Raw genomic sequence first — 18969 nt, forward strand, 5'->3', positions numbered from 1 at the left:
GGAGTCCTTGCTCGGGCACGACGCTCGCGGTACGAGGCCAGGCCCCCATGTCCACCGATACGACGACCGACACCGGTGAGGCCGAGCTCTCCGACGCCGAGCTGCTGGAAAAGACCGAGGCCGCTGCCAAGCGCCTCCGCACCGCCGTGGCCCAGGCCGTCGTCGGCCAGGACGCGGTCGTCGAATCCATGCTCGTCACCCTGGCCGCGCGGGGGCATGCCCTGCTCGTCGGCGTCCCGGGCCTGGCCAAGACCTTGCTCGTGGCCTCGCTGGCCCGCGCCCTGGATCTCTCGTTCGGCCGCGTCCAGTTCACGCCGGACCTCTTGCCGGCCGACATCACCGGCACCGACGTCCTCCACGAGCAACACGGCAGCCGCACGCTGCGCTTCATGCCCGGCCCGATCTTCCACAACCTGATCCTGGCCGACGAGATCAACCGCACGCCCCCGAAGACCCAGGCGGCGCTGCTCGAAGCGATGCAGGAGCGCAAGGTCACGGTCGGCGGCACGACGCACCCGCTCCCGGATCCCTTCCAGGTCTTCGCGACCCGCAACCCGATCGAGCAGGAGGGGACGTACCCCCTGCCGGAAGCTCAGCTCGACCGCTTCCTCCTGGAAATCCACGTCGACTACCCGAGCGAGGAAGAGGAGCGCGAGGTCGCGCGCCGCACCACGAGCGGCAAGGCCCCGCAGATCGAGCCTGTCCTCCACGCCGCCGACGTGCGCGCGATCGGCAAGCTCGTGCCGCGTATCCCGGTCACGGACGAGGCCGTCTCCCTGGCCGTCTCGCTGTGCCGGGCCACGCGCCCCACGGCGGGCAAGGTCGCCCGCGAGGTCAAGGAGTACGTGCGTTACGGCGCTGGACCGCGCGGCAGCCAGGCCCTCGTCCTCGCCGCCAAGGCCCGCGCGGCCCTGCGCGGCGAGGCCGCCGCCGACGTCGACGACGTGCGCGCCATGCTCGTGCCCGCGCTCCGCCACCGCATCGTCCTCTCCTACCGCGCCGAGGCCGACGGCGTGCGCGACGTCGACGTCCTCGAAGCGGCGGCGAGGAGCCTGCGCTAACAGGCTCCCCTCTCCCGCGAGGGAGAGGGGCCCGGGGTGAGGGAATCGCTCAGGCCGACGCCTGCTGCGGCGGCGCTTCTTGTTGCATCGAGCTCACGTCGAGCGAGCGCACGACCTCGAGCCCCTTCGGCAGGAGCAGGAAGCGGAAGCTCGCCTCGCGGCGCCCGTCTTCCCCATCGGCCGGCGTGAGCCGGAGCGCGGCGACCCCGCTCTTCTTGATCCCGGGCCACGCCACGTCGCCGAGCAGGTTGCGGGCGAGCATCGACAAACCTGGCTCGTGTCCCACGAGCGCGAGCGGCCCGCGGCCTCGGTGGGCTTCGATGAGACGCACGAGATCGCCGAGATCCCCGCTCGGCGCGAGCTCGGGCCGCACGAGGATCTCCTCTTCCAGCCCGAGCTCCGCCGCGAGGATCTCCGCTGTTTGCACCGAGCGCACCAGGCTCGAGGTCCAGATCGCGGTGGGCCTGCGCGACGATCGTTCGTCGAGCCAGCGCGCGACCTTTCGCGTCACCCTTCGGCCTTTTGCCGTGAGCCACCTGCCTGCGTCACCAAGCCCGGGAGCGTTCTCCACGGCCTCGCCGTGGCGGAATAGGAGGAGATCCATGGTTTGTGATCTACCGCGCGCCGCGCGCTTCTGCACCTTCCTCGTTGACTGAAGGAGGTTCGGGAGATGCCGTCAGGGGCTCCGGCGGAGGGAGCGGGATCATGTCCGGAGCGACGCGCTTTCCATGAATCGCGCGAAATGCACGTGCTTTCCGGCAAAACGCGCTATTCTCCCCGTGCGGCCGGCCGCCGCGGGTCACGAAGGCACTCGAGCCGGGGAGGAGACGATGTTCTTGAGCTCGTCCGAGGGAAGGTTCGCGAAGTGGTTTGGTGCCGCCTCTGGAGCGCTGGCGCTCCTCGTCGGGGCGTTGTCCGCCCTCGGGTGTGGAGGCGGACCGCATTACGTCCGCTCCCCGGCGCCGCTGCCTCCCGATCCGGCGGAGTTCGCCGCGCCTGAGCCCACGAACATCTACATCATCGTCAACCAGCCGGAGGGCGCCCCGGCGCCTGCGATCGTCGCCCAGGACGAGGGCTGGATCCCGAGCGAGCTCCCCGCGGAAAACCCCTTCCAGCGCATGCGCACCTGGGTCGGCGATTACGACTGCGTGCAGGGGAACACCGGCCTCGCGCTCCGCATCGTCGACGTCCGTGGCCGCGTCGTCCGTGCGGTCTTCGACTTCCACCACGCCCCGTCGGGAGCGGCTGGATCGTACCTGATCTCCGGCACGTACGAGCCCGAGACCCGCCACGTGCACTTCGATCCGAGCCGCTGGATCGTGCAGCCCGAGGACTACGTCATGGTCAGCATGGAGGGCGAGATCGCCACCGACGGCTCTCTCTTCGCGGGAAAAATCACGTTCCCGGGCTGCGGCGCATTCCACCTCAAGCCCACGCGATAACGAAGCGAACGAAGGGAAGAAAAGCGAGCGCGCCGGGCCCGCCCTGCCCAAAGCGAGCCCGACGCGCTCCGTTGGTCCTTACCGCAGGAACGCGACGAACGCGTCCGGCCCCTTGCCGCTCTTCAGGTCGCCGGCGCCGAGGTTCATCGTCCCCTCGAACATGCCGGTGATCACGACGTGCCCGTCGGGCGTCATCGCGATGTCGCCGAGCCGCTCGTGCTCCTTGCCGCCGAGCCGCTCACGACGCTCGATGCGTCCTTGCGGGCTCATCCAGGCCACGAACAGGTCTTCTTCGCCCTGGCTCGTGAGCTTCTGCCCGCCGAGATCGACCGTGCCCTGGAAATGGCCGCCCAGGACGAGCCCGCCGCCCTTCACCGGCGTCGCGAAGACCTGCCCGAGCCGCTCCACCGGGAACACGTCCGCGCGCAGCACCTTGCCCGCGCCGTCGATTTGCACGACCGCGAGCCCCTCGCCCGTGCCGCCTTGCGGGGCGAGCGTCTTGCCGAGGAAATCGATCGACCCCGCCACGGTGCCGACGAGGAACGTCCCGTTCTCGCCCGCCTGCATGCCGAACCCGAAGAAGCCGCTGCTGTTCGGCGCGCCCTTCGACCATTGCACCTTGCCCGACGAATCGAGGGCGACGACCATTTCGCCGTCCGTCGCGCCGGTGTCCGGCAGCGCGCCTGCGCCCAGGTCCGGCGCGCCCTCGTAATAACCGGACACGATGAGCTGGCCACTCGCGTCGATCGCGAGCGAACCGTCCGACTCGGTCCCCGCCCCGCCGAGCGATTTCGCCCAGCTCACCTTGCCCGACGGATCGATCCGCGCGACGAACACGTCCGTGTTTCCGGCGCTCGTCAGGGTTTGTCCGCCGATATCGATCGTCCCGTCGAACGACCCGGCCCAGTACACGCTCCCGTCGGCCGCGAGCGCGACCTCGCCGCCGTTTTGCATCGTCGCGTCGCCGACGCGCAGCGCATAACGGAGCTCGCCGTTCGGACCGAGCGAGGCCACGAAGGCATCGCCGCCGCCGAGGTCTGGCAGCGGCCCGCCGCCGAAATCGATGTTCCCGTCGGCGAGGCCCGAGATCACGACGCCGCCCTGCGCGTCGACGGCCATCCCGACGGGCACGTGGCGGCCCGATTCGCCGAAGCGGCGCGCGCGCTTGATCTTCCCGTCCGGCGCGAGCCACGCGACGAAGATGTCGCTTTTCGTCTTGGCTTGCAGATCCCCTGCGTCGCCGAATTTCACGGCGCCTTCCATCGTACCGACCAGGACGAGCTCGCCCGACTTGGACGCGCCGATGAACCATCCTGCCTGCCTGCCGTCGGCGCCGAGCGCGTTCGACCACATCGCAGGACCCGAGGCCGAAGGCCCCGTCGAACTCTCGACCCGGGATTCATCGTTCTTGCTACAAGCCCCGAGACTGAGCAGAAGCCCCACGCCGAGCGCCACGCCCGCCATCCGTCGTCGTTGCATGCATCCTCCCTACGTTGAACCGCCGAACGCGCATGCTTCACGCCTTCGGCACCCGAGTTCGTAACCCAGACTACAACGGTCAGCGGGGAGGAGCACGCGAGAAGGCTCTCGAAACACACGCATGCCCGGGGCGAACGTCCTTCGCGTCGGGGTCGAGCCGATTCTGTCGATTCATTCGCCGCGCGCGGCGCGCTCGTAGAGCATCGCGGCCGCGCGCAGATCACCGATTCGTTCGTAGAGCTGCGCCGCGCGGGCGAGGCTCCCCGTGGCGAGCGCGCGCGCGGCCTGCTCGCGCAGCCGGGCCGCGTCGCCCTCGCCGTCCTGCACGCCGAAGTCGATGGGCAGCTTCCGGGCCGCCGCGCGCTCCGCGTCCGCGCGCGCGCGCTGCTCGATCTCCGCGAGCTTTTTGGTTGTTTCGCCAAACGGTTCGGCGTGCATGGCGGGCGGCTCCGCGATCCACGCCGCCCAGGCCGGCGAGAGCGAATCGATCGCGAACACGAACGATCCGCCGCGCGTGACGACCACGAGCTCGCCCTCCTTCGGCCCGAGGGCCCGGCGCCGCGCCTCGGGCGGCATGGCCGGGAAAAACCCGAGCCCCTGCTCGATGTAAATGGCCCCCGGCCCGATCCGCGCGAGCGCCACGCCGAACGGCACGCGCGACACGGTCTCGTCCGCCGCGAGCAGCAGGTGCCGATCGCCTCCGAACGCGAGATACACCGAATCCCCGGCGGGCAGCCGCAAAAGCCATTGCCGCGCCCAGGCGAGCTCGTCGGTGTCGAGCAAGACCCCGTCGATCCGGCTCGCGCGCCCGCCCTGCACGAGCTCCACCTGGATCGGCTCCGGCAGCCGCGCCGCCGCTTTTCCCATCTCGATCGGCGCCGCCGCTCGATCCGGCAAGGTCACGAGGGATGCGCCGGCGACCATTTCGCCGAGCAGACGCAGGCGCGCGTGCCCTGTATCCACCGCGCCGAGCACCCAGACCTCGTCCCGCCCCAGAAACGACGCAAAAAACGGCGCCCACGCCGGCGCGTCGCACCGCGCATCCACGAAGAGCCGCGCGTCCCCGCCCGCCGCATACGCGACCATCACGCCCGGTAGATCCCCGAGCCGCGCGATCCACGACGCCGGCACCACGCCTTTCGGCGCGTGCACGCGCATCCACACGACGCCCGCGCCCTCCCCTTCCTCGGCGAGCGCGCGCCGCTCGGCCGGCGCGAGCGCGACCACGAGCCCGAGCGCGAGACAACGCCCCACGACCCAGCGCGCGAGCTCCGGCGGCACCACGGCCACGACCTCGCTCCGCGCCCGCGCGCGCTCGGCGCGCAGCGACGTCGATTCGAGCAGCGCCGCGAGGGGCACCGCGCTCCACGACGTCCGCTCGAGCCGCTCCACGTCGCGCCCCGTCACCAGCACCGTGCGTGAGGGCCGCTCTGGCAAAAGGATCCGCGGCGGCATGGGTTTTCCGTCCGGCAGCATGGCGACCCACGCGCGCGGCGCGTCCAGGGTCGGCTCCTCTCCTGCGCCCGCGACGAGGCCCGTGAATGCGCGACCTCCGGCCAGACGCGCGAGCATCGCCGCCTTCTCGGGCGCCGCGGCCGCCTCGACCCATATTTTTTCTTGTGGACCTCTCCGACAAACCACGCGCGCCGCGAGCCTCGCCCCGCCGAGCGCCCCGAGAAATGCGAGGGCCTCGCCCGCGCCGGGAAACATGGCCCCGCAGAGGTTCGCCCCGAGGAGCGCCATGGCCTGCCCTGCCGGCGCCTGGGAAAACTCCGCCACGGCCTCGGCTTGCGGAGGTGCCATCGCAGCCGGCGGCGAAATTGGCGGCGGAGACGGCGGTTTGGGCGGAGGAGGAGGCGGCGGCGGCGGATTCTCCTTCGCCGACGCCTCATCCGATCGCGCCACGTCGCCTGTGCGCCCAAAGAGCCGCTGCCAGAACGTCGCCGGTTTGTCCTCGCTCATCCGGCGTCCGCCTCCTCCTCCGGCGCGTGCAGCGAAAACGGCGGCGGCGCCACCTCCCCGAACACCCGCGAAGACCAGCGCTCCCAGAGCTCGTCCGCCTCGACACCTCGCGGCCCGGCGGCCAGCGCCAGCGCGGACAGATCCGGCCGCCGCATCGATTCCCCGATCAGCACCGCCCATTCCGTGACGCACCGATATCCCGACGCAGGCGACACCCGCGCGAGGTCTGGAAACACCTCCCGCAGCTTCTTCGCCGCCGCCGCGTGATCCCCGCGCGCCACGTCGCAACGCGCGCGCACGAGCGTCATCGACACCGTCTCCGCAACGTCGCGCATCGGCGCCGCGTCGATCACCTTCTCCGCCTCGGCGGCGAGCCCCATCTCGTGCACCAGCGTCCAGGCCCGCCGCATGGGCAGCTCCGCCCTCGCGAGGCAACGCCCGGCCGGCTCCCATTTCCCGGCCGCGTGAAAACACCGCGCGGCGTCCGCCCATTGCTCGGCGCGCTCGTAGGCCTTCGCGGCCTCGAAAAACCGCCCCTTTCGCTCGTGCAAAACGCCGAGGCTCCCCCACGCCTCGGCCGCCTCGAAGCAGCGGAGCGCCTCGTCCTCGTCCCCCATCGACAGCCAGCACCGCCCGGCCGACGCCCAGTGCTCCCGCGGCGACGTCATTCGACCTCCGGCACGAGCGGCCCGCCTTCCGCCTCCTCGGCAGCCTCCTCGCGCGCGCCCCCGGCTTCACGCAAAAGCGCGCCGCCCTCGGGCCCCACCTCCCGCAGCCGCGGAAAAGCCGCGACGAACCGCCCCACCTCGGCGGCGATACGATCGTGCTCGGCCTCGGGCAGGTGGCGATCCTGATCGTCCACCAGAAACTCCTCGACCTCCCCCGTCACCTTGTTGAATCGAAATCGCACGAGCGTCGGCATGGCGCGCCTCCTACCTCGGCAGCTCGAACTCGATTTCGAGGACGTCGCCGTCCTCGTGCACCGAAATGCCCTGCGCCCCCCGGTGCCGCGCCATCGCGAGCAGCGCGTCCCGGTACGCCCGTGCGAGCAGCGCGTGAAATGCCCGCCGCGCCTCGGCAAAGACCCGATCCGCGCGCGCCTCCACCTGCCGCTGGAGCTCCGCTTGCCGCGCCGCCGCGCGTGCCTCGTAATCGGCCTCCGCCGCGCGCGCCGCCTGCGCCTCGACCTCCGCGTGCACGGCCGCCTCCGCGTCGCCCGCCGCCCGCGCCACGCGCGCCCGCGCCGCCGTCACGAGCGCCATCTCTGCGTTGGCCCGCGCCTCCGCGTCGGCCGCCTCCCGCGTCGAGCCGTTGTACCCGTCGTCGTAATAGTTGCCCCTCCCGCTCGCCGAAATCCGCTCCTCCACGCGCCCCGACAAACGCCTCTCCGCCTCGCCCCGACCGACCACCTCCTCGCTTTGCGTGGCCACGATCGTCAAGCTCCGATCGTCCGGCGAATACAGCGCCCATCCTCCGTCGATGGCATACCGATATCCCTCCGGCACCTCCCGCCACGCGAGATCCCCCGCGTCGAGCGCGCGCTCCAGCGCGGCGAGGGCCGGCGCGCCGAGCGACGCCGCGAGCGATTGCCGGATCCGCACCTCGCCACGCACCGTCCCCGTCCGCGACGCCACCCGGCGCACTTCACGCTCCCACGCCTCCACGATCGCGCGTGTCGCCGTCACCTCCACTCGACGCGGATTGCACATCACGCCTCCTCGAGCCGCGCGAGCACGCGGCGCACGACGACCTCGATTCGCTCCCGCAGCTCCCGCCCGTCCGGGTGATCCAGGATCACCTCGCGCCGCAGCCGATTGAGCGCCATCAAATGCGCCGAGATCGCCGTCTCCCCGCGCAGGCTCCCCTCGCGCTCCTCCAGCGTCTCCAGGTCCGCGAGGATATGTTTTTGCCCGCGCGCCCGCGGCGCCTTCGCGCCTCCGGCCTCGGCGATCCGCGTCTCCACCACGCGCCGCAGGATCGGCGCGTCCGACGGCCGCGACCACGCGTGCTTGATCGGCCACAGATCGTCGGCCGCCGCTTGCTCCCGCCCCGCGACGAGCGCCGCGCCCGCGACGAGCTTGAGCCCCTTCACGATCCGCCGATCCGACAGCTCCAGCCCCTCGGCCCGCGTATCCCGCAGGATCTGCTCGTAGAGCGGCCGCACCTCCGCGAGCTTCACCTCGGCGAGGTGATATTGCAGCGCCCGCACCGCCGATTCCTTCAGAATCGGCACCACGGCCGTCCCCTCCCCGCGCTCGCTCCTCTTCGCCGCGTCGAGCCGCTCCACTTCGAGGTCCCAGCCTCGATCGAGCAATTCGCCGAGCCCCTCGTCCGGCGCCGACGGGGCCAGCACCCGCAGCGCGAATCGATCGGCGAACGCCTTCAGCGTCGGATCGTCCGGCAGCTCGTTCGAGGCGCCGACGAGCGACATCAGCGGCACCCGCTGCCGGACCGGACCATTATGAAACACGCGCTCGTTCACCAGCGTGAGCAGCGTGTTCAGGATCGCGCTCCCGCCCTGGAACACTTCGTCGAGGAACGCGATCGTCGCCGAGGGCAACATCCCCTCCGTGCGCACGTGGTATCGCCCCTCTTGAAAGGCCGGCAAATCCAGCGGTCCGAAGATCTCCGCCGGCTCCGTGAACCGCGTCAGCAGGTAATGGAACCGCGGCGCGTCGATCTGCTCGGCGAAGCGCGTCAGCAGATCACTCTTCGCCGTGCCGGGCGGACCGAGCAGGAGCACGTGCTCCTGACAAACGGCGCCGAGCACGAGGATGTCGACCGCCTCGTCCCGCAGGAAAAACTGCCGCTTCAGCTCCTTCGAGAGCCGCGACAGCCGGTCCACCGTCCGAAGGGTCGCCTCCGGATAACTCACGTCGATCCTCCTCCGGACGTCCCAGGTCCGCCGGGGCCGTTCCCCGACGAAAGCGTGAACAATGCCCCCGACGGCCGCCTCGGCCCGGGCCCCGACGGCGCGCGCGCGGCCACCGCCACGATCGGCGCGGCCCCTTCGAGCCTCTGCTCGTCGGCCGCCGCGCGAATTCGCCCGACCAAAAATCCGAGCCGCTCCGGCGTCGGCAGGGCGGGCGGCGTCTCGCAAAACAGCCCCACGCACGCGTCGCGGAAGATCGACCGGATCTGATCGCCGTTCATCCCGTGCGTCGCCTCCGCGATCACGTCGAGCAGCGCCGGGCTCGCCTCGATCCGAAAGTGCTTTGCGTGCACCTCGGCGATGCGCCGCCGCGCCGCCTCGTCCGGCAGACCGATGGCGATCGGCTGAAACCGGCTCGGCCGGAGCAGCGCCTCGTCAATGAGGTTCAGCCTGTTTGTCGTGCCAATCACCAGCATCGGCACGTCGGGCCGGAACCCATCCATCTCCGTCAGGATCTGCGCGACGAGGGCGTTACCTGCGCGGCTCCCGCCGTCGTCGCGCCCGCTGCGCTTCGCCGCGATCGAATCGAACTCGTCGAACACCACCACGCTCGGCGCGTTCCGCCGCGCCTCGGCGAAGATCGCGCGGAGCTTCCTCTCGCTCTCGCCCACGTACATGTCCGTCACCTCCGGCCCGGACACGACGCGGATCGTCGCGTTCATCTGGTTCGCGATCGCCTTCGCGAACAGCGTCTTTCCCGTCCCCGGCGGCCCGTGGAACAGAAATCCCCGCGGGATGAGCTCGCGCCGGAGCTTGTCGTCCGGGAGCTGAAAGACCCCCGCGAGCAACTGGATCGCCCGCGAGAGCAGCGCCTTGACGTCCTCGTAGCCCCCGATGTCGCCCATCGTGACGTCGGGAATGACGAAATCTTCGGACGTCTGCGCCTTGAACACGCGGATCGACTCGTAGAGCCGCGCGACCCGCGAGGGGTTGTTCGGGTCATGCCCGCGCTGCGCCTCGATGTGGACGGCGTACGCAATCGCGTCGCGCAGGCGGATCGGATTGAGCCCGGCGACCTGCTTGAAGAGCTCCACCGGGTTGTAATCGGCGAACATCGCTCTTTCTCTCTGGGTCACGAGCGCCACGCCCACCGGCGCGCGCCGCCCCTCCACCGGCACCTCCCGCGGCAGCCCCGAGAGCGAGATCCGCACGGAAAACCGCGCCGCCACGACCTCCGGCACCACGAGCGATCGATCCGCGAACGCGAGCAACGGCCGATCCGGCGCCTCGTACAAGAGCTCCGTGATCTCCCGCGCCTCGCTCGACATCCCGCGCTCGGTCGCCGCCACGAGCAGATCGAGGTGCGGCAGCACCAGCACCTGCCCCTCCTTCAACCCGAAGATCAGCTCCCGCAGCCGCGCGATCTGCATCTGCCTGAGGCCCCGCGGCACGATCCCCGCTTCCGCTTCCTCGGGCGGCAGCTCCAGCACCACCCGATCGAGCCGCGCCGCCGCCACGATCCGCGGCCAGAGGTGCCGCACGATCAGTTTGTCGCAAATGACCATTGCGGACAGGCCAGCCCGCAGGAACGACGCGACTTGCTCGATCTCGTCGCCGTACGCGATCTCCACGGCCTGCGCCTCCGAGATCGCCTGCGGGTGCCCGTCCGCGGCGGGCGCGGCGGGCGCTCGCGCGACAGGAGGCGCCTTCGCCGCCGCGGGCGCGATCGGCGCGACGACCGGCGCGGGCGCGACGACCGGCGCGGCCGCCGCCTTCAGCGTGAGCCCCGGCGGCCAGAAGACCGGCGTGCGCTCGGAGATCGTCACCACCTTGATCCGCAGGTCCGACACGCGCCGATCGAGCACCTCGGCGAGCGGCTCCAGCGACAGCGCCGGCCACGCTTCGAGCACCTCGCGCAGCGTCCGATCCTGCGCATTGAACAGCGCATCCTGAAACGCCTCGGCGTCCCCGAGCGGCGCGAGCGAGACGAGCGTCCGGCTCATGCGTCCTCCCCGGAGAGGTGCGCGCCGAGCTGAAACAGCCGCGTCCCTTCGAGCATCCCTTCGAGATCGAGCCCGTGCCGCTTGCGCAGAAGCTCGCCGTGCGCCCTCCGGATCCGCCAGAGCGGGCCGTAAAACGAAGCCACCGCGAGCGTGTCCTCGATCTTCGCCTCCGGGTCCCCTCGCCCCGTGATCACCGCGCGCGCCGCCGCGATCTCCTCCATCACGCGCTCGCGATGAAACACGAGCGCCGCCTCGTACACCTCGATCACGAGATCGAGCAAGCTCGCGTCTCCCGTGCGGAGCCGCTCCATCGCCGCCGCGCGAAACCGCCGCACCTCGCGCGGAGCGCCCGGCCGCGCGAATGTTTGGACCACCAACCTTCTCCCGTCCGCGTGCCCGGCGAGCGCCGCGATCGTCAGGACGGTCTCGTCCTCCCCGCCGGGCGCGGGCCTCTCCCGCACGGCCGTGAGCGGCGAGCGCGCGCGCAGCATGTCCGCGAGATCCGCGTCGATCGACGTCGCGAGCGCCCGCGACACGATCGCGTCGCGCAGCACGAGATCCCACGCCCCCGAGAGCTCCGGACAGGCCTCCGCGAGCGCCTCCGCCACGCTTTTCGCGTCCGCGAGCCCCACCGCCGCGGCGAGCACGACGCCGCCGGGCCCGAGCGGCCTCCCGTCTCCGAGCGGCGGCGCGCGCAGGCCGAGCTTCGCCGCGTGGATCGAGGCGAGGGCCCCCGCCGCGGCTCGCAGGGCCTCGGGCGGCGCGAGCAACGAAGGAAACCCCATCCCCCCTTGCGGCGTCCTTCCGTGAGGCCGTGCTCCGCCGGGCCCACGCACCCACGCGATGACCTCCGCCGCGATCGCCGTGGCCGGCGAGGCCCGCCCCGTGGTTCGTCTCGACGCACCGTGTTCGAGCTCGGTCACGCGAGCACCTCCACGGCGCAAGACACGAGGAAATCGCCTTGCCGCGCGAAAAACGCGACCTCGCGCCCCTCGGGATCGAGCGCCGGATCCACGCAAACGAGCGCCGCCACCTGCCAGGGCCGCCGGAACGTGGAGAAGTGCAGATCCCGATCCGCGACGGACAAACCGCGATCCTCCGGCCCCTTGACGAGGTGCGTGTGAAACCAGCCGAGGATCGACGCGCCTCCCCGCGTCGCCTCGGCATGCCGCCGCATCGAGGCGAACGACTCCGGGGAAAACACGAGCGCGTCCGGCGCCTCCTCCGTGTGCTCGGCCCGGATCACCTCCGTCACCACGACGAGCCACCGCGAAGGCGCGTCCGCGTCGCGGTGCACCTCGCCGAACAAGAATCCGCCCTCCTCCACCTCGCGCGAAAATCCCCACGAAACCCCGAGCGAATCGCGCACGTTTTCCCGGACGAACACGTCCACGGGCCCCTCGGCGCGCGCCGCTCCGGGCCAGCCGCAGGCGCGCGGACCGAGCGTGCTCTTCTGCCGGAGCGGCGGCGGCGGCTCCTCGATCGGGGACACGCCGAACGCCTTCTTCGCCCGGATCATGCCGAGAGCCGCTCGATCCTCACGTTGCGCGCGCGCCGCGCCGCGCCGCCTTCAAGCTCGCGCTGGGTGCGTCCGCCGATCGACGCGATCGCAGCCTGCCCCTCGGGTGACGCGGCCCAGGCGTGGGCCTCGGCGTTGTAGAACTCGCGCAGCTCGTAGTTCCGGTACGAAGCCATGTCGACGAGCATCTGACAAACCGTACCGAAATGCAGCCCCGGGCGATAGCTCTCCGCAAGCACGCCGAGACAAACGAGCCCCGACTTCGCGTCCACGTTCGGGTGGAACACCTCGCGCTGGAAGTACGCCTCCGGCGCCTTCACCGGGAAATCGGGCGGCATCACCAGCAAGACCTCGTGCTCCTCGATCCGACGCGGCGGCGATCCCGGGGCGAACCCCGGCGCGCGGAACCGCACGAGGTACTCCGTCGGCACGTCGAGCGCGTTCGCCTGCACCTCGAAGCCGGGGTGCGTCCCGGCAAACTCCAGGATCTGGTTCTTCACCATCGCCAGGCTCTCGGTCAGGAGAAACGGATTCACGCTGCCCGCGCGCCGCTCGGGGTGCACTTCGAGCAGATCGAAGGGCCGCACGCCCGCATCGTGCAGCGTCTGCTGCGAGAAGAGCCGCCGCGCCCCGCGCTCACCGGGCCGCCGCAGATCCACGACGGGCAGCGCTTTTTCGCCCTTGCCCATGGGCCAGAACTCCTCCTCGTATGCCCCGAGGATCGCCTGCGCCACATCCACGAGCCGCGTCGAGGCCCGCACGTGATCGAGCGCGAACCGTTGCCCATCCGGCCCCTCGACCTGAAGCGGATCGAGGAAATAATCACGGAACGCGTGGCTCTCGCGCGCGATCTCGACGCGCATCGACGGCTCGATCGAGGCGCGGAGCGACCTCATGATCGCCTCCGCCTCCTCCTCGCTCGCGCCTTCGAAGGACACGCAGAGGCCCCCTTCCTCGCGGCTCACGAGATCGAGCGTCGCCCTTCGCCCGAGCGAGGCCGCGACGCCGCGCGACGCCTTCACGATCGCGAGGATCTGCTCGTCGCCGAGCTCCTCCGGGAGCGCGATCGAAATGGGTAGCGCGGGCGCGCTCGATTCCCGCGCAGCGTCGGCCTTGACGCGCTTGCCGGGGAAGAGCCGCGACGCCTCGGCGAGCAGCGCCGAGACCCCCGCGCGCCCGCCGCCTTGCTCGACGATCTCGGCGACCTTGTGGAAGTACGCGCGCGGCGGCCCGGAGAACCGCGGCAAACGCGCCCCTTCGAGGCCCGGCACGCCCGCGAGGATCGCGCCTCCGAGCAGCGTGAGCGCGTCCTCGCGTGTCTCCGCCACGCGCCCGAGCTCGTCGATGGCCTCCGCCCTGTCCAGAAGAAGTCCCGCGTTCGACATCAGGAAAGCTCCACGTACGTGATTCCGAATCGACCGAGCACCGCGAGGATCTCGCGCGGCGCCACCCCCAGATCCGACAAGACCGCCCCCTCGGGCGCGCCCTCGAAGAGGAGCGTCGTCCGCGCGCGCATCAACGTACCACAACGCGGGCAATCCCGGGCTCCCCACGTGCCCCACGCGTCCTCGGCGTGATCTCCGCGTGGACATTCGAGCCTTTGCAAGAGCGGACGCCACGCGAGCGGCCGCGCCCCCGGCCCGAGCGCCGCGCGGAGCGCCCCCACCGTCGCGCCGCTCCCGAGCGGAATCCGCGTCGCTTCTCCGATCGGCGCGTGCAGCGGGCAATCGGGCGCGCGCTCGATCGTGAGCGGCTCGGCCGCGCCGCGCAGGACGTCGATCACGACCGCGTGCGCTGCCGCGGGCGCGCCCATGATCACCCGCGCCGCGAGCGCGCTCGCCCACGCGCCCACGAGGCCCGCGACGGGCGCGCTCGCCCCGAGCTCTGCGGGCCTGCGCGGATCCATGCAGCTCCACGGCACGTCGCTCTTCGCGCGCTCCTCGGGCGAGAGCGCGCACGCATAACACGGCCCCTCCGGATCCAGAAACGGCCGCACCTCCCCGCCCCACGCCGACGTCGCCGCGTCGATCCACCGCGCCCGCACGAGCCCTGCGCGCCCCGCGAGCGACATCCGCGCCGCGCGGCTGTCGAGACAACCCACGACGAGCGACGCGTCCCGCATCTCCGCGAGCCCCACGCCCGACACGAGCGGCGCCTGCCGCGCCTCCACCACCGTCTCCGGCGCGAGCGCCGCGAGCGTGTCCTTCGCCGCGAGCACCTTCGGCCGCCCCACGTCTGCGGGGCGAAACAGCGGCGCGCGGCTCAGATTCGAGGCCGCGACCACGTCGGGATCACAGAGCACGAGCTTCCCCACGCCCGCGAGCGCGAGCGCCTGTGCGACCACGTTCCCAAGCGCGCCGACGCCCGCGATCACCACCGTCGCCGCGGCGAGCCGATCCTGCCGGAAGCCGGGCACGAGCGCGTGCCGCGCGAAGCGCTCGGGCAAACCGCTCACGTGAGCTTCCGCGAGGTCACGGGGCAATGCTGCCCGATCTTGCTCTTCTGCCACTCGTCGTAGCAATACATCGTCCGGATCGCGTCGCGGTGCACAGCCCCGCGGCAGAGCGGCGCCTCAGGACTGCACGGACAAACCACGACCTCGTCGAACGGCCGCAGCGTGTGCCCGCAGATCACACACGAAGGCCGCCGCCCCGCCTGCCCCGGCGCCGCGAGCCGCGGATCCCCCGGCGAGAGCCGCACGAGTAGAAGCCACGGCGGCGGCGGATGCGCGGAGGCGACCCCCGCGTAAAACGCCTCGCGCTCTTGCGACGACCCGGCCGTGGACGCCGTCTCCTCGTCCGGACAAACCCCGCCGTGACGAACCTCGTCCGTCGCCGCGGAGGAGGGCTCCACCGCGTCTCCACGCCGGAACGTGTGCCCGCAGCGCGCGCAGGGTTTTCCCAGCCACGGCGAACGGATCGTCGTCCGGCTGCTCCCGCCTGCCGCGGCATCGCTGCGCGTCGGATCCCGCCCCTTCCCGAGGCCCGCGTCGAACGCCTCGCGGAGGGCCGTTTCTCCGGTGTCCCGCTTCGCCATCTGCAAAGAACCTTAGCAAATCCCCTCGGATTCGGATACACCCGGGGGTCGGGAGCGCCGGGGCATGAGCGAGCCGCAGCACGCGCGCAAGGCCGCGCTCGACGCGTACGTGATGCGCCAGGCCGCCACGGTGGGCCGCGCGCCGGTGGCCGAGGACATCTCGACGATCGGCCCCGTCGGCCCCTTCAAGGGCGCCACGGGCGCGGCCTCGCTCGGCATCATCGACGATTTCTCCGAGAGCTACCTCGGCAAGGGCCCTGGCTCCGTCACCTTCAACCGTGACGGCCGCGCGCTCTACTTCGGCCGCGACGACGGCAAGCTCCGGCGCCTCGCCCTGCCCACGGGCACGCTGGTCTGGGAGCAGAGCGAATCCGAATACGGACGCGGCATTCTGTGCGTGGCGGAGTCCCGCGACGGAAAGCAGATCGCGTACGCCCGCAAGACCGGCTCCGTGTTCATCGCCGACGCCGAGACCGGAAAAACGATTCGCGAAATCCGAGGCAGCCATGCCGTCTTCGAGCTCTCGTTCTCGAAGGACGGCCAGCACCTCGCCATGGGCGGCCAGCGCGGGGCGCGCCTCGTGAACCTCGGGACAATGGCCGAGGCCGAGCTCGCCCCCGGCCATTGGTCGATGACCTATTCCGTCGCGTTCGCCCCTGAGGCGCCGCTCCTCGCCGAGGGCGCCTCGGGCGGCAAGCTGCGCCTCTGGAACGTGCCGGGCGGCCTCTTTGCCGAGCACCAGCACCACAAGGGCGACATTCACGGCGTCGCCTGGTCCCCCGATGGAAACCGCCTCGTCACCGGCTCCGAGGACAAGGACGTCATCATCTGCGGCCTCCGCCCGAAGGATCCCATCCTCCGCCTCACGGGCCATACGAGCCTCGTCTTTTGCGTCGCCTGGTCCCCCGAAGGCCGCCGCGTCGCCTCCGGCTCGGCCGATCGCACCATTCGAATCTGGGACACGCACACCGGCCTCCCGCTCGCGCGCTACGAGTTCCCAGAAGAATTCGCCTATCGCCTCGCCTTTTCCCCCGACGGCGTGCTCCTCGCGTCCACGCACCCTTGCACCGCGCGCCTCTGGAACACGCGGGTCACCGTGAAAGCCGTCGCGCCCGCGCCGCGCCTCCTCAGCGCGGGCCCGCTCGCCGCGGATCTCGATCCCCTCCCCGGCGCGCTCGTCGCCTTGCTCCGCGTGAATCGATCGGCCCCGCTCTCGCTCCTCCGCGATTTGCTCGCCGTCACCACGGGGCAGGCGTCTTCCGCCGAAACGCAGCGCCTCTCGCGCCACCCCGGCGCGAGCGCCCTCGCCGCGCTCCGCTGGCCTCCGCGCGCCCGCGTCGCGCTCGTCTTGCTCCTGCTCCGCGAATACGAAGACACATCGTTTGCCCCGCCAAACGATACCTCCGCCGCCGAGATTCGCTTTGCCCTCCTCGACGCGCTCGCCGGCGGCGCCTCCGAGCCCGACGCGCCGCCCTTGCCCCTCGCGTACCTCGAACACGCCCTCGACGCCGTCGACGATCGCCTGCTCGCCTTGCTCGGCTCCCTCGGCCCCGACGCGTGCGCCGACGATCCCACGCTGCCGCTCGTCATGCTGGGACGTTTGTCACAGCTCGCGCCCCGGATCGCCCTCGATCGCCGCCTCCTCGCGTTGCGTGTCCCCGCGCAGAGCCTCGGCGCCGCGGAGGCGCGCGGCCCCTGGCTCGAGCCTTCGGGTTTTTCCTCGTCGGGCCACCTCCTCCACCTCGTCCCCTCGCAATGGGCCTTGCCCGACGATCTCCGGCATTACCGCGCCCTCGCCGGCGGCCTGCTCTACCGCGCCCGCTTCGGCCGTGAGCCGCCGCGCTTGCGCCCCCTCGTGCTCGTCCTCGACGTCTCGCCCACCGCCTTCGGCCCGGTCGAGGTCATGCTTCGGCAAGCCGCGCACGCCCTCGCCGCGTCGCTGCTCGACGTGGGCCTCCCGGCCTATTTCATCGCCGCCGGCGGCAAGAACGAGGCGCGGGCGATCGCCCACCGCTCCGACCTCTTCGAATTGCTCACGGCCCGCGCGCGCGAGCCCGTGCATACCGGAAAAACCCTCGCCCTCGCCGCCGAGCTCTGCGCCTCCTTGCCCATGCACGGCCCGCTCGAGCCCACGATCGTGCTCCTCTCGCATCCGTCGTTCGGCGAGGAGGATCTCGACGTCCCCGCGCCCAAAGACCTCGCCGGCTTCTTCGTCCATTACCCGGGCCACCCGCGGGAGCCCGCGTGGCAAAGGCGCTGCAAACGCGCCGTCTGCCTCGGCCCCGACGACGAAGGCCTGATCGCGGCGGCCCTCGGGCAGGTGCTCGCGTGACGCTCTCCCCGGAATGGCGCCCCGCGCGGTTTTTCTGGACAGACGGCGCGCGCCTCACCTGCACCCTCTGCCCCTTCGCGTGCGCGCTCGCGGACGGCGATCGCGGCCGCTGCCACGTCCGGCAGAGACGCGGCGACACGATGGAAACGGCCACCTACGCGACGAGCGTCCTCCACGCCCAGCCCATCGAGCGCAAGCCCCTTTATCACGTGCATCCCGGAAAAACCGTCCTCACCGTGGCCGCGCCTGGCTGCACGTTCGCCTGCACGTATTGCCAGAATTTCCCCCTCTCGCAGCACGGCCGCATCGAAGAGGCGCCGTGGGCCGCGCGCCCCGTCACAGCGCGGGAGCTCGCCCGGGCGTGCGCGGACAAAAACGCGCTCCTCGCCTTCTCGTACACCGAGCCCCTCCTCGCCGCCGAGCTCGCGCTCGACGTCGCTGAGCTCCGGGGCGACGGTGGCCCGGCCATCGTTTGGAAGACCAACGGGTTCGTCACAAAAAACGCCGCCCGGCTCGTCGCCTCGGCCCTGCTCGCCGCCAACGTCGACCTGAAGACGCCGGCCGACGCTTCACACCGCAGGCTCACGGCCGCGCCGCTCGCGCCCGTCCTCGATGCTCTCTCGATCTGGAGAGAATGCGGCGTGTGGCTCGAAATTTCGACGCCGCTCATTCCGGGCCTGAACACGGACGACGCCTCGCTCCGCGCCCTCGCCGAGCTCGTCGTTTCTTTCGGCGCCGAGACCCCGTGGCACCTCGTCCGTTTCCACCCCGATTACCGCCTCCAGGAAGCGCCCCCGACACACCCCGACCTCTTGCGCCGCGCCGTCGCGATCGCCAGAGACGTCGGGCTCGCGCACGTGTACGTCGAACGCGCGCTCGGCGAGGAGGGACGCAATACATATTGCGCGGGCTGTGGCCGAGCCGTGATTCGAAGAGACGTGTGGGCGCTCGTGGAGAACACGCTCGCCCACGGAGCATGCCCCCATTGCGCACGGACGATCCCCGGGCGATGGGACGAGGTGTCGTCATGACGAAGCGCGAATTCGTCGAATCCCTGCCCGACCTCATCACGCCCGAGGAGTACGCGGCCGATCCCGAGGGTCGGAAGGTCAAGCTCCGCATCCGGCCGACGGCGGACGGCGTGGAGGTGCTCGGCGACGCCGTTCGGCCGAAGGAGCTCGAAGAGCTGCTCCTCGCGCTCGACCCGGCCGTCCTCGAGCAAATGCTCTGCGGCTAGCCTGCACGTCCGGGTGTTCGTGGTAG

The 18969-nt window shown here is 71.4% G+C and carries 18 protein-coding genes; 5 read left to right on the forward strand and 13 right to left on the reverse strand.

The genetic code is table 11. The features are described 5' to 3' along the window. Positions 1-47 precede the first annotated feature (47 nt). The gene (locus tag QHF85_RS24475) at positions 48-1061 is read left to right on the forward strand and encodes an AAA family ATPase (protein ID WP_281329710.1); all 1014 of its coding nucleotides are present in this window, start codon (positions 48-50) and stop codon (positions 1059-1061) included. Positions 1062-1110: 49 nt separating this feature from the next. Here the strand turns inward: QHF85_RS24475 and QHF85_RS24480 are convergent, their stop codons facing one another. After that, positions 1111-1665 (reverse strand): histidine phosphatase family protein, encoded by a 555-nt coding sequence (locus tag QHF85_RS24480; RefSeq protein WP_281329711.1) that lies wholly within the window; start codon positions 1663-1665, stop codon positions 1111-1113. Between the two features lie 226 nt (positions 1666-1891). On the opposite strand from QHF85_RS24480, the gene QHF85_RS24485 reads away from it, so the two are divergent. Continuing rightward, entirely contained in the window at positions 1892-2503 is a 612-nt protein-coding gene (locus QHF85_RS24485) for a hypothetical protein (RefSeq protein ID WP_281329712.1), read from the forward strand. A 78-nt stretch (positions 2504-2581) separates the two neighbouring features. On the opposite strand, the gene QHF85_RS24490 is transcribed toward QHF85_RS24485, so the two are convergent. From QHF85_RS24490 to QHF85_RS24545, 12 genes are all read right to left on the reverse strand, one after another. Next, positions 2582-3982 (reverse strand): hypothetical protein, encoded by a 1401-nt coding sequence (locus QHF85_RS24490; RefSeq protein WP_281329713.1) that lies wholly within the window; start codon positions 3980-3982, stop codon positions 2582-2584. Between the two features lie 171 nt (positions 3983-4153). Continuing rightward, positions 4154-5944, reverse strand: coding sequence for a hypothetical protein (locus tag QHF85_RS24495; protein WP_281329714.1), 1791 nt, complete (start codon positions 5942-5944; stop codon positions 4154-4156). Next, positions 5941-6612, reverse strand: coding sequence for a tetratricopeptide repeat protein (locus QHF85_RS24500; protein ID WP_281329715.1), 672 nt, complete (start codon positions 6610-6612; stop codon positions 5941-5943). The genes QHF85_RS24495 and QHF85_RS24500 overlap by 4 nt, the downstream gene beginning before the upstream one ends. Beyond that, positions 6609-6866, reverse strand: a complete 258-nt coding sequence (locus tag QHF85_RS24505; protein ID WP_281329716.1) for a hypothetical protein — start codon at positions 6864-6866, stop codon at positions 6609-6611. Before QHF85_RS24505 ends, QHF85_RS24500 begins: the two co-directional genes overlap by 4 nt. A gap of 10 nt (positions 6867-6876) precedes the next feature. Next, positions 6877-7653, reverse strand: coding sequence for a hypothetical protein (locus QHF85_RS24510; RefSeq protein WP_281329717.1), 777 nt, complete (start codon positions 7651-7653; stop codon positions 6877-6879). Beyond that, complete coding sequence (locus QHF85_RS24515; protein ID WP_281329718.1) at positions 7653-8819, reverse strand: AAA family ATPase; 1167 nt, start codon at positions 8817-8819, stop codon at positions 7653-7655. The genes QHF85_RS24510 and QHF85_RS24515 overlap by 1 nt, the downstream gene beginning before the upstream one ends. Next, positions 8816-10819, reverse strand: a complete 2004-nt coding sequence (locus tag QHF85_RS24520) for an ATP-binding protein (RefSeq protein ID WP_281329719.1) — start codon at positions 10817-10819, stop codon at positions 8816-8818. The genes QHF85_RS24515 and QHF85_RS24520 overlap by 4 nt, the downstream gene beginning before the upstream one ends. Next, positions 10816-11742, reverse strand: a complete 927-nt coding sequence (locus QHF85_RS24525; protein WP_281329720.1) for a hypothetical protein — start codon at positions 11740-11742, stop codon at positions 10816-10818. The genes QHF85_RS24520 and QHF85_RS24525 overlap by 4 nt, the downstream gene beginning before the upstream one ends. After that, positions 11739-12338 (reverse strand): hypothetical protein, encoded by a 600-nt coding sequence (locus tag QHF85_RS24530; protein WP_281329721.1) that lies wholly within the window; start codon positions 12336-12338, stop codon positions 11739-11741. The genes QHF85_RS24525 and QHF85_RS24530 overlap by 4 nt, the downstream gene beginning before the upstream one ends. Continuing rightward, positions 12335-13723: a ubiquitin-conjugating enzyme E2 gene (locus QHF85_RS24535; RefSeq protein WP_281329722.1), complete on the reverse strand. Its 1389-nt coding sequence runs from the start codon at positions 13721-13723 to the stop codon at positions 12335-12337. The genes QHF85_RS24530 and QHF85_RS24535 overlap by 4 nt, the downstream gene beginning before the upstream one ends. Then, positions 13723-14847: a ThiF family adenylyltransferase gene (locus QHF85_RS24540; protein WP_281329723.1), complete on the reverse strand. Its 1125-nt coding sequence runs from the start codon at positions 14845-14847 to the stop codon at positions 13723-13725. The genes QHF85_RS24535 and QHF85_RS24540 overlap by 1 nt, the downstream gene beginning before the upstream one ends. After that, entirely contained in the window at positions 14790-15374 is a 585-nt protein-coding gene (locus QHF85_RS24545) for a hypothetical protein (RefSeq protein WP_281329724.1), read from the reverse strand. Before QHF85_RS24545 ends, QHF85_RS24540 begins: the two co-directional genes overlap by 58 nt. Before the next feature lie 64 nt (positions 15375-15438). On the opposite strand from QHF85_RS24545, the gene QHF85_RS24550 reads away from it, so the two are divergent. From QHF85_RS24550 to QHF85_RS24560, 3 genes are read left to right on the forward strand one after another with little or no spacing between them, the layout of a single operon-like run. Beyond that, complete coding sequence (locus QHF85_RS24550) at positions 15439-17706, forward strand: WD40 repeat domain-containing protein (protein ID WP_281329725.1); 2268 nt, start codon at positions 15439-15441, stop codon at positions 17704-17706. Then, a complete protein-coding gene (amrS, locus tag QHF85_RS24555) occupies positions 17703-18737 on the forward strand; it encodes an AmmeMemoRadiSam system radical SAM enzyme (protein ID WP_281329726.1) in 1035 nt (344 codons plus the stop codon). The genes QHF85_RS24550 and amrS overlap by 4 nt, the downstream gene beginning before the upstream one ends. Continuing rightward, a complete protein-coding gene (locus QHF85_RS24560; protein ID WP_281329727.1) occupies positions 18734-18943 on the forward strand; it encodes a radical SAM-modified peptide, FtsH ternary system-associated in 210 nt (69 codons plus the stop codon). The genes amrS and QHF85_RS24560 overlap by 4 nt, the downstream gene beginning before the upstream one ends. Positions 18944-18969 lie beyond the last annotated feature (26 nt).

Origin of the sequence: Polyangium sp. 6x1, assembly GCF_029946515.1 — a bacterium.
GTDB lineage: Bacteria > Myxococcota_A > Polyangia > Polyangiales > Polyangiaceae > Polyangium.

Bases quoted from the DNA above. Each gene is read 5' to 3' on its own strand.
- QHF85_RS24530 (WP_281329721.1), bottom strand. From the start codon at position 12,338: ATGATCCGGGCGAAGAAGGCGTTCGGCGTGTCCCCGATCGAGGAGCCG.
- QHF85_RS24500 (WP_281329715.1), bottom strand. From the start codon at position 6,612: ATGACGTCGCCGCGGGAGCACTGGGCGTCGGCCGGGCGGTGCTGGCTG.
- QHF85_RS24520 (WP_281329719.1), bottom strand. From the start codon at position 10,819: ATGAGCCGGACGCTCGTCTCGCTCGCGCCGCTCGGGGACGCCGAGGCG.
- QHF85_RS24560 (WP_281329727.1), top strand. From the start codon at position 18,734: ATGACGAAGCGCGAATTCGTCGAATCCCTGCCCGACCTCATCACGCCC.
- QHF85_RS24480 (WP_281329711.1), bottom strand. From the start codon at position 1,665: ATGGATCTCCTCCTATTCCGCCACGGCGAGGCCGTGGAGAACGCTCCC.
- QHF85_RS24485 (WP_281329712.1), top strand. From the start codon at position 1,892: ATGTTCTTGAGCTCGTCCGAGGGAAGGTTCGCGAAGTGGTTTGGTGCC.
- QHF85_RS24535 (WP_281329722.1), bottom strand. From the start codon at position 13,723: ATGTCGAACGCGGGACTTCTTCTGGACAGGGCGGAGGCCATCGACGAG.
- QHF85_RS24490 (WP_281329713.1), bottom strand. From the start codon at position 3,982: ATGCAACGACGACGGATGGCGGGCGTGGCGCTCGGCGTGGGGCTTCTG.
- QHF85_RS24495 (WP_281329714.1), bottom strand. From the start codon at position 5,944: ATGAGCGAGGACAAACCGGCGACGTTCTGGCAGCGGCTCTTTGGGCGC.
- QHF85_RS24505 (WP_281329716.1), bottom strand. From the start codon at position 6,866: ATGCCGACGCTCGTGCGATTTCGATTCAACAAGGTGACGGGGGAGGTC.
- QHF85_RS24545 (WP_281329724.1), bottom strand. From the start codon at position 15,374: ATGGCGAAGCGGGACACCGGAGAAACGGCCCTCCGCGAGGCGTTCGAC.
- QHF85_RS24510 (WP_281329717.1), bottom strand. From the start codon at position 7,653: ATGTGCAATCCGCGTCGAGTGGAGGTGACGGCGACACGCGCGATCGTG.
- QHF85_RS24550 (WP_281329725.1), top strand. From the start codon at position 15,439: ATGAGCGAGCCGCAGCACGCGCGCAAGGCCGCGCTCGACGCGTACGTG.
- QHF85_RS24475 (WP_281329710.1), top strand. From the start codon at position 48: ATGTCCACCGATACGACGACCGACACCGGTGAGGCCGAGCTCTCCGAC.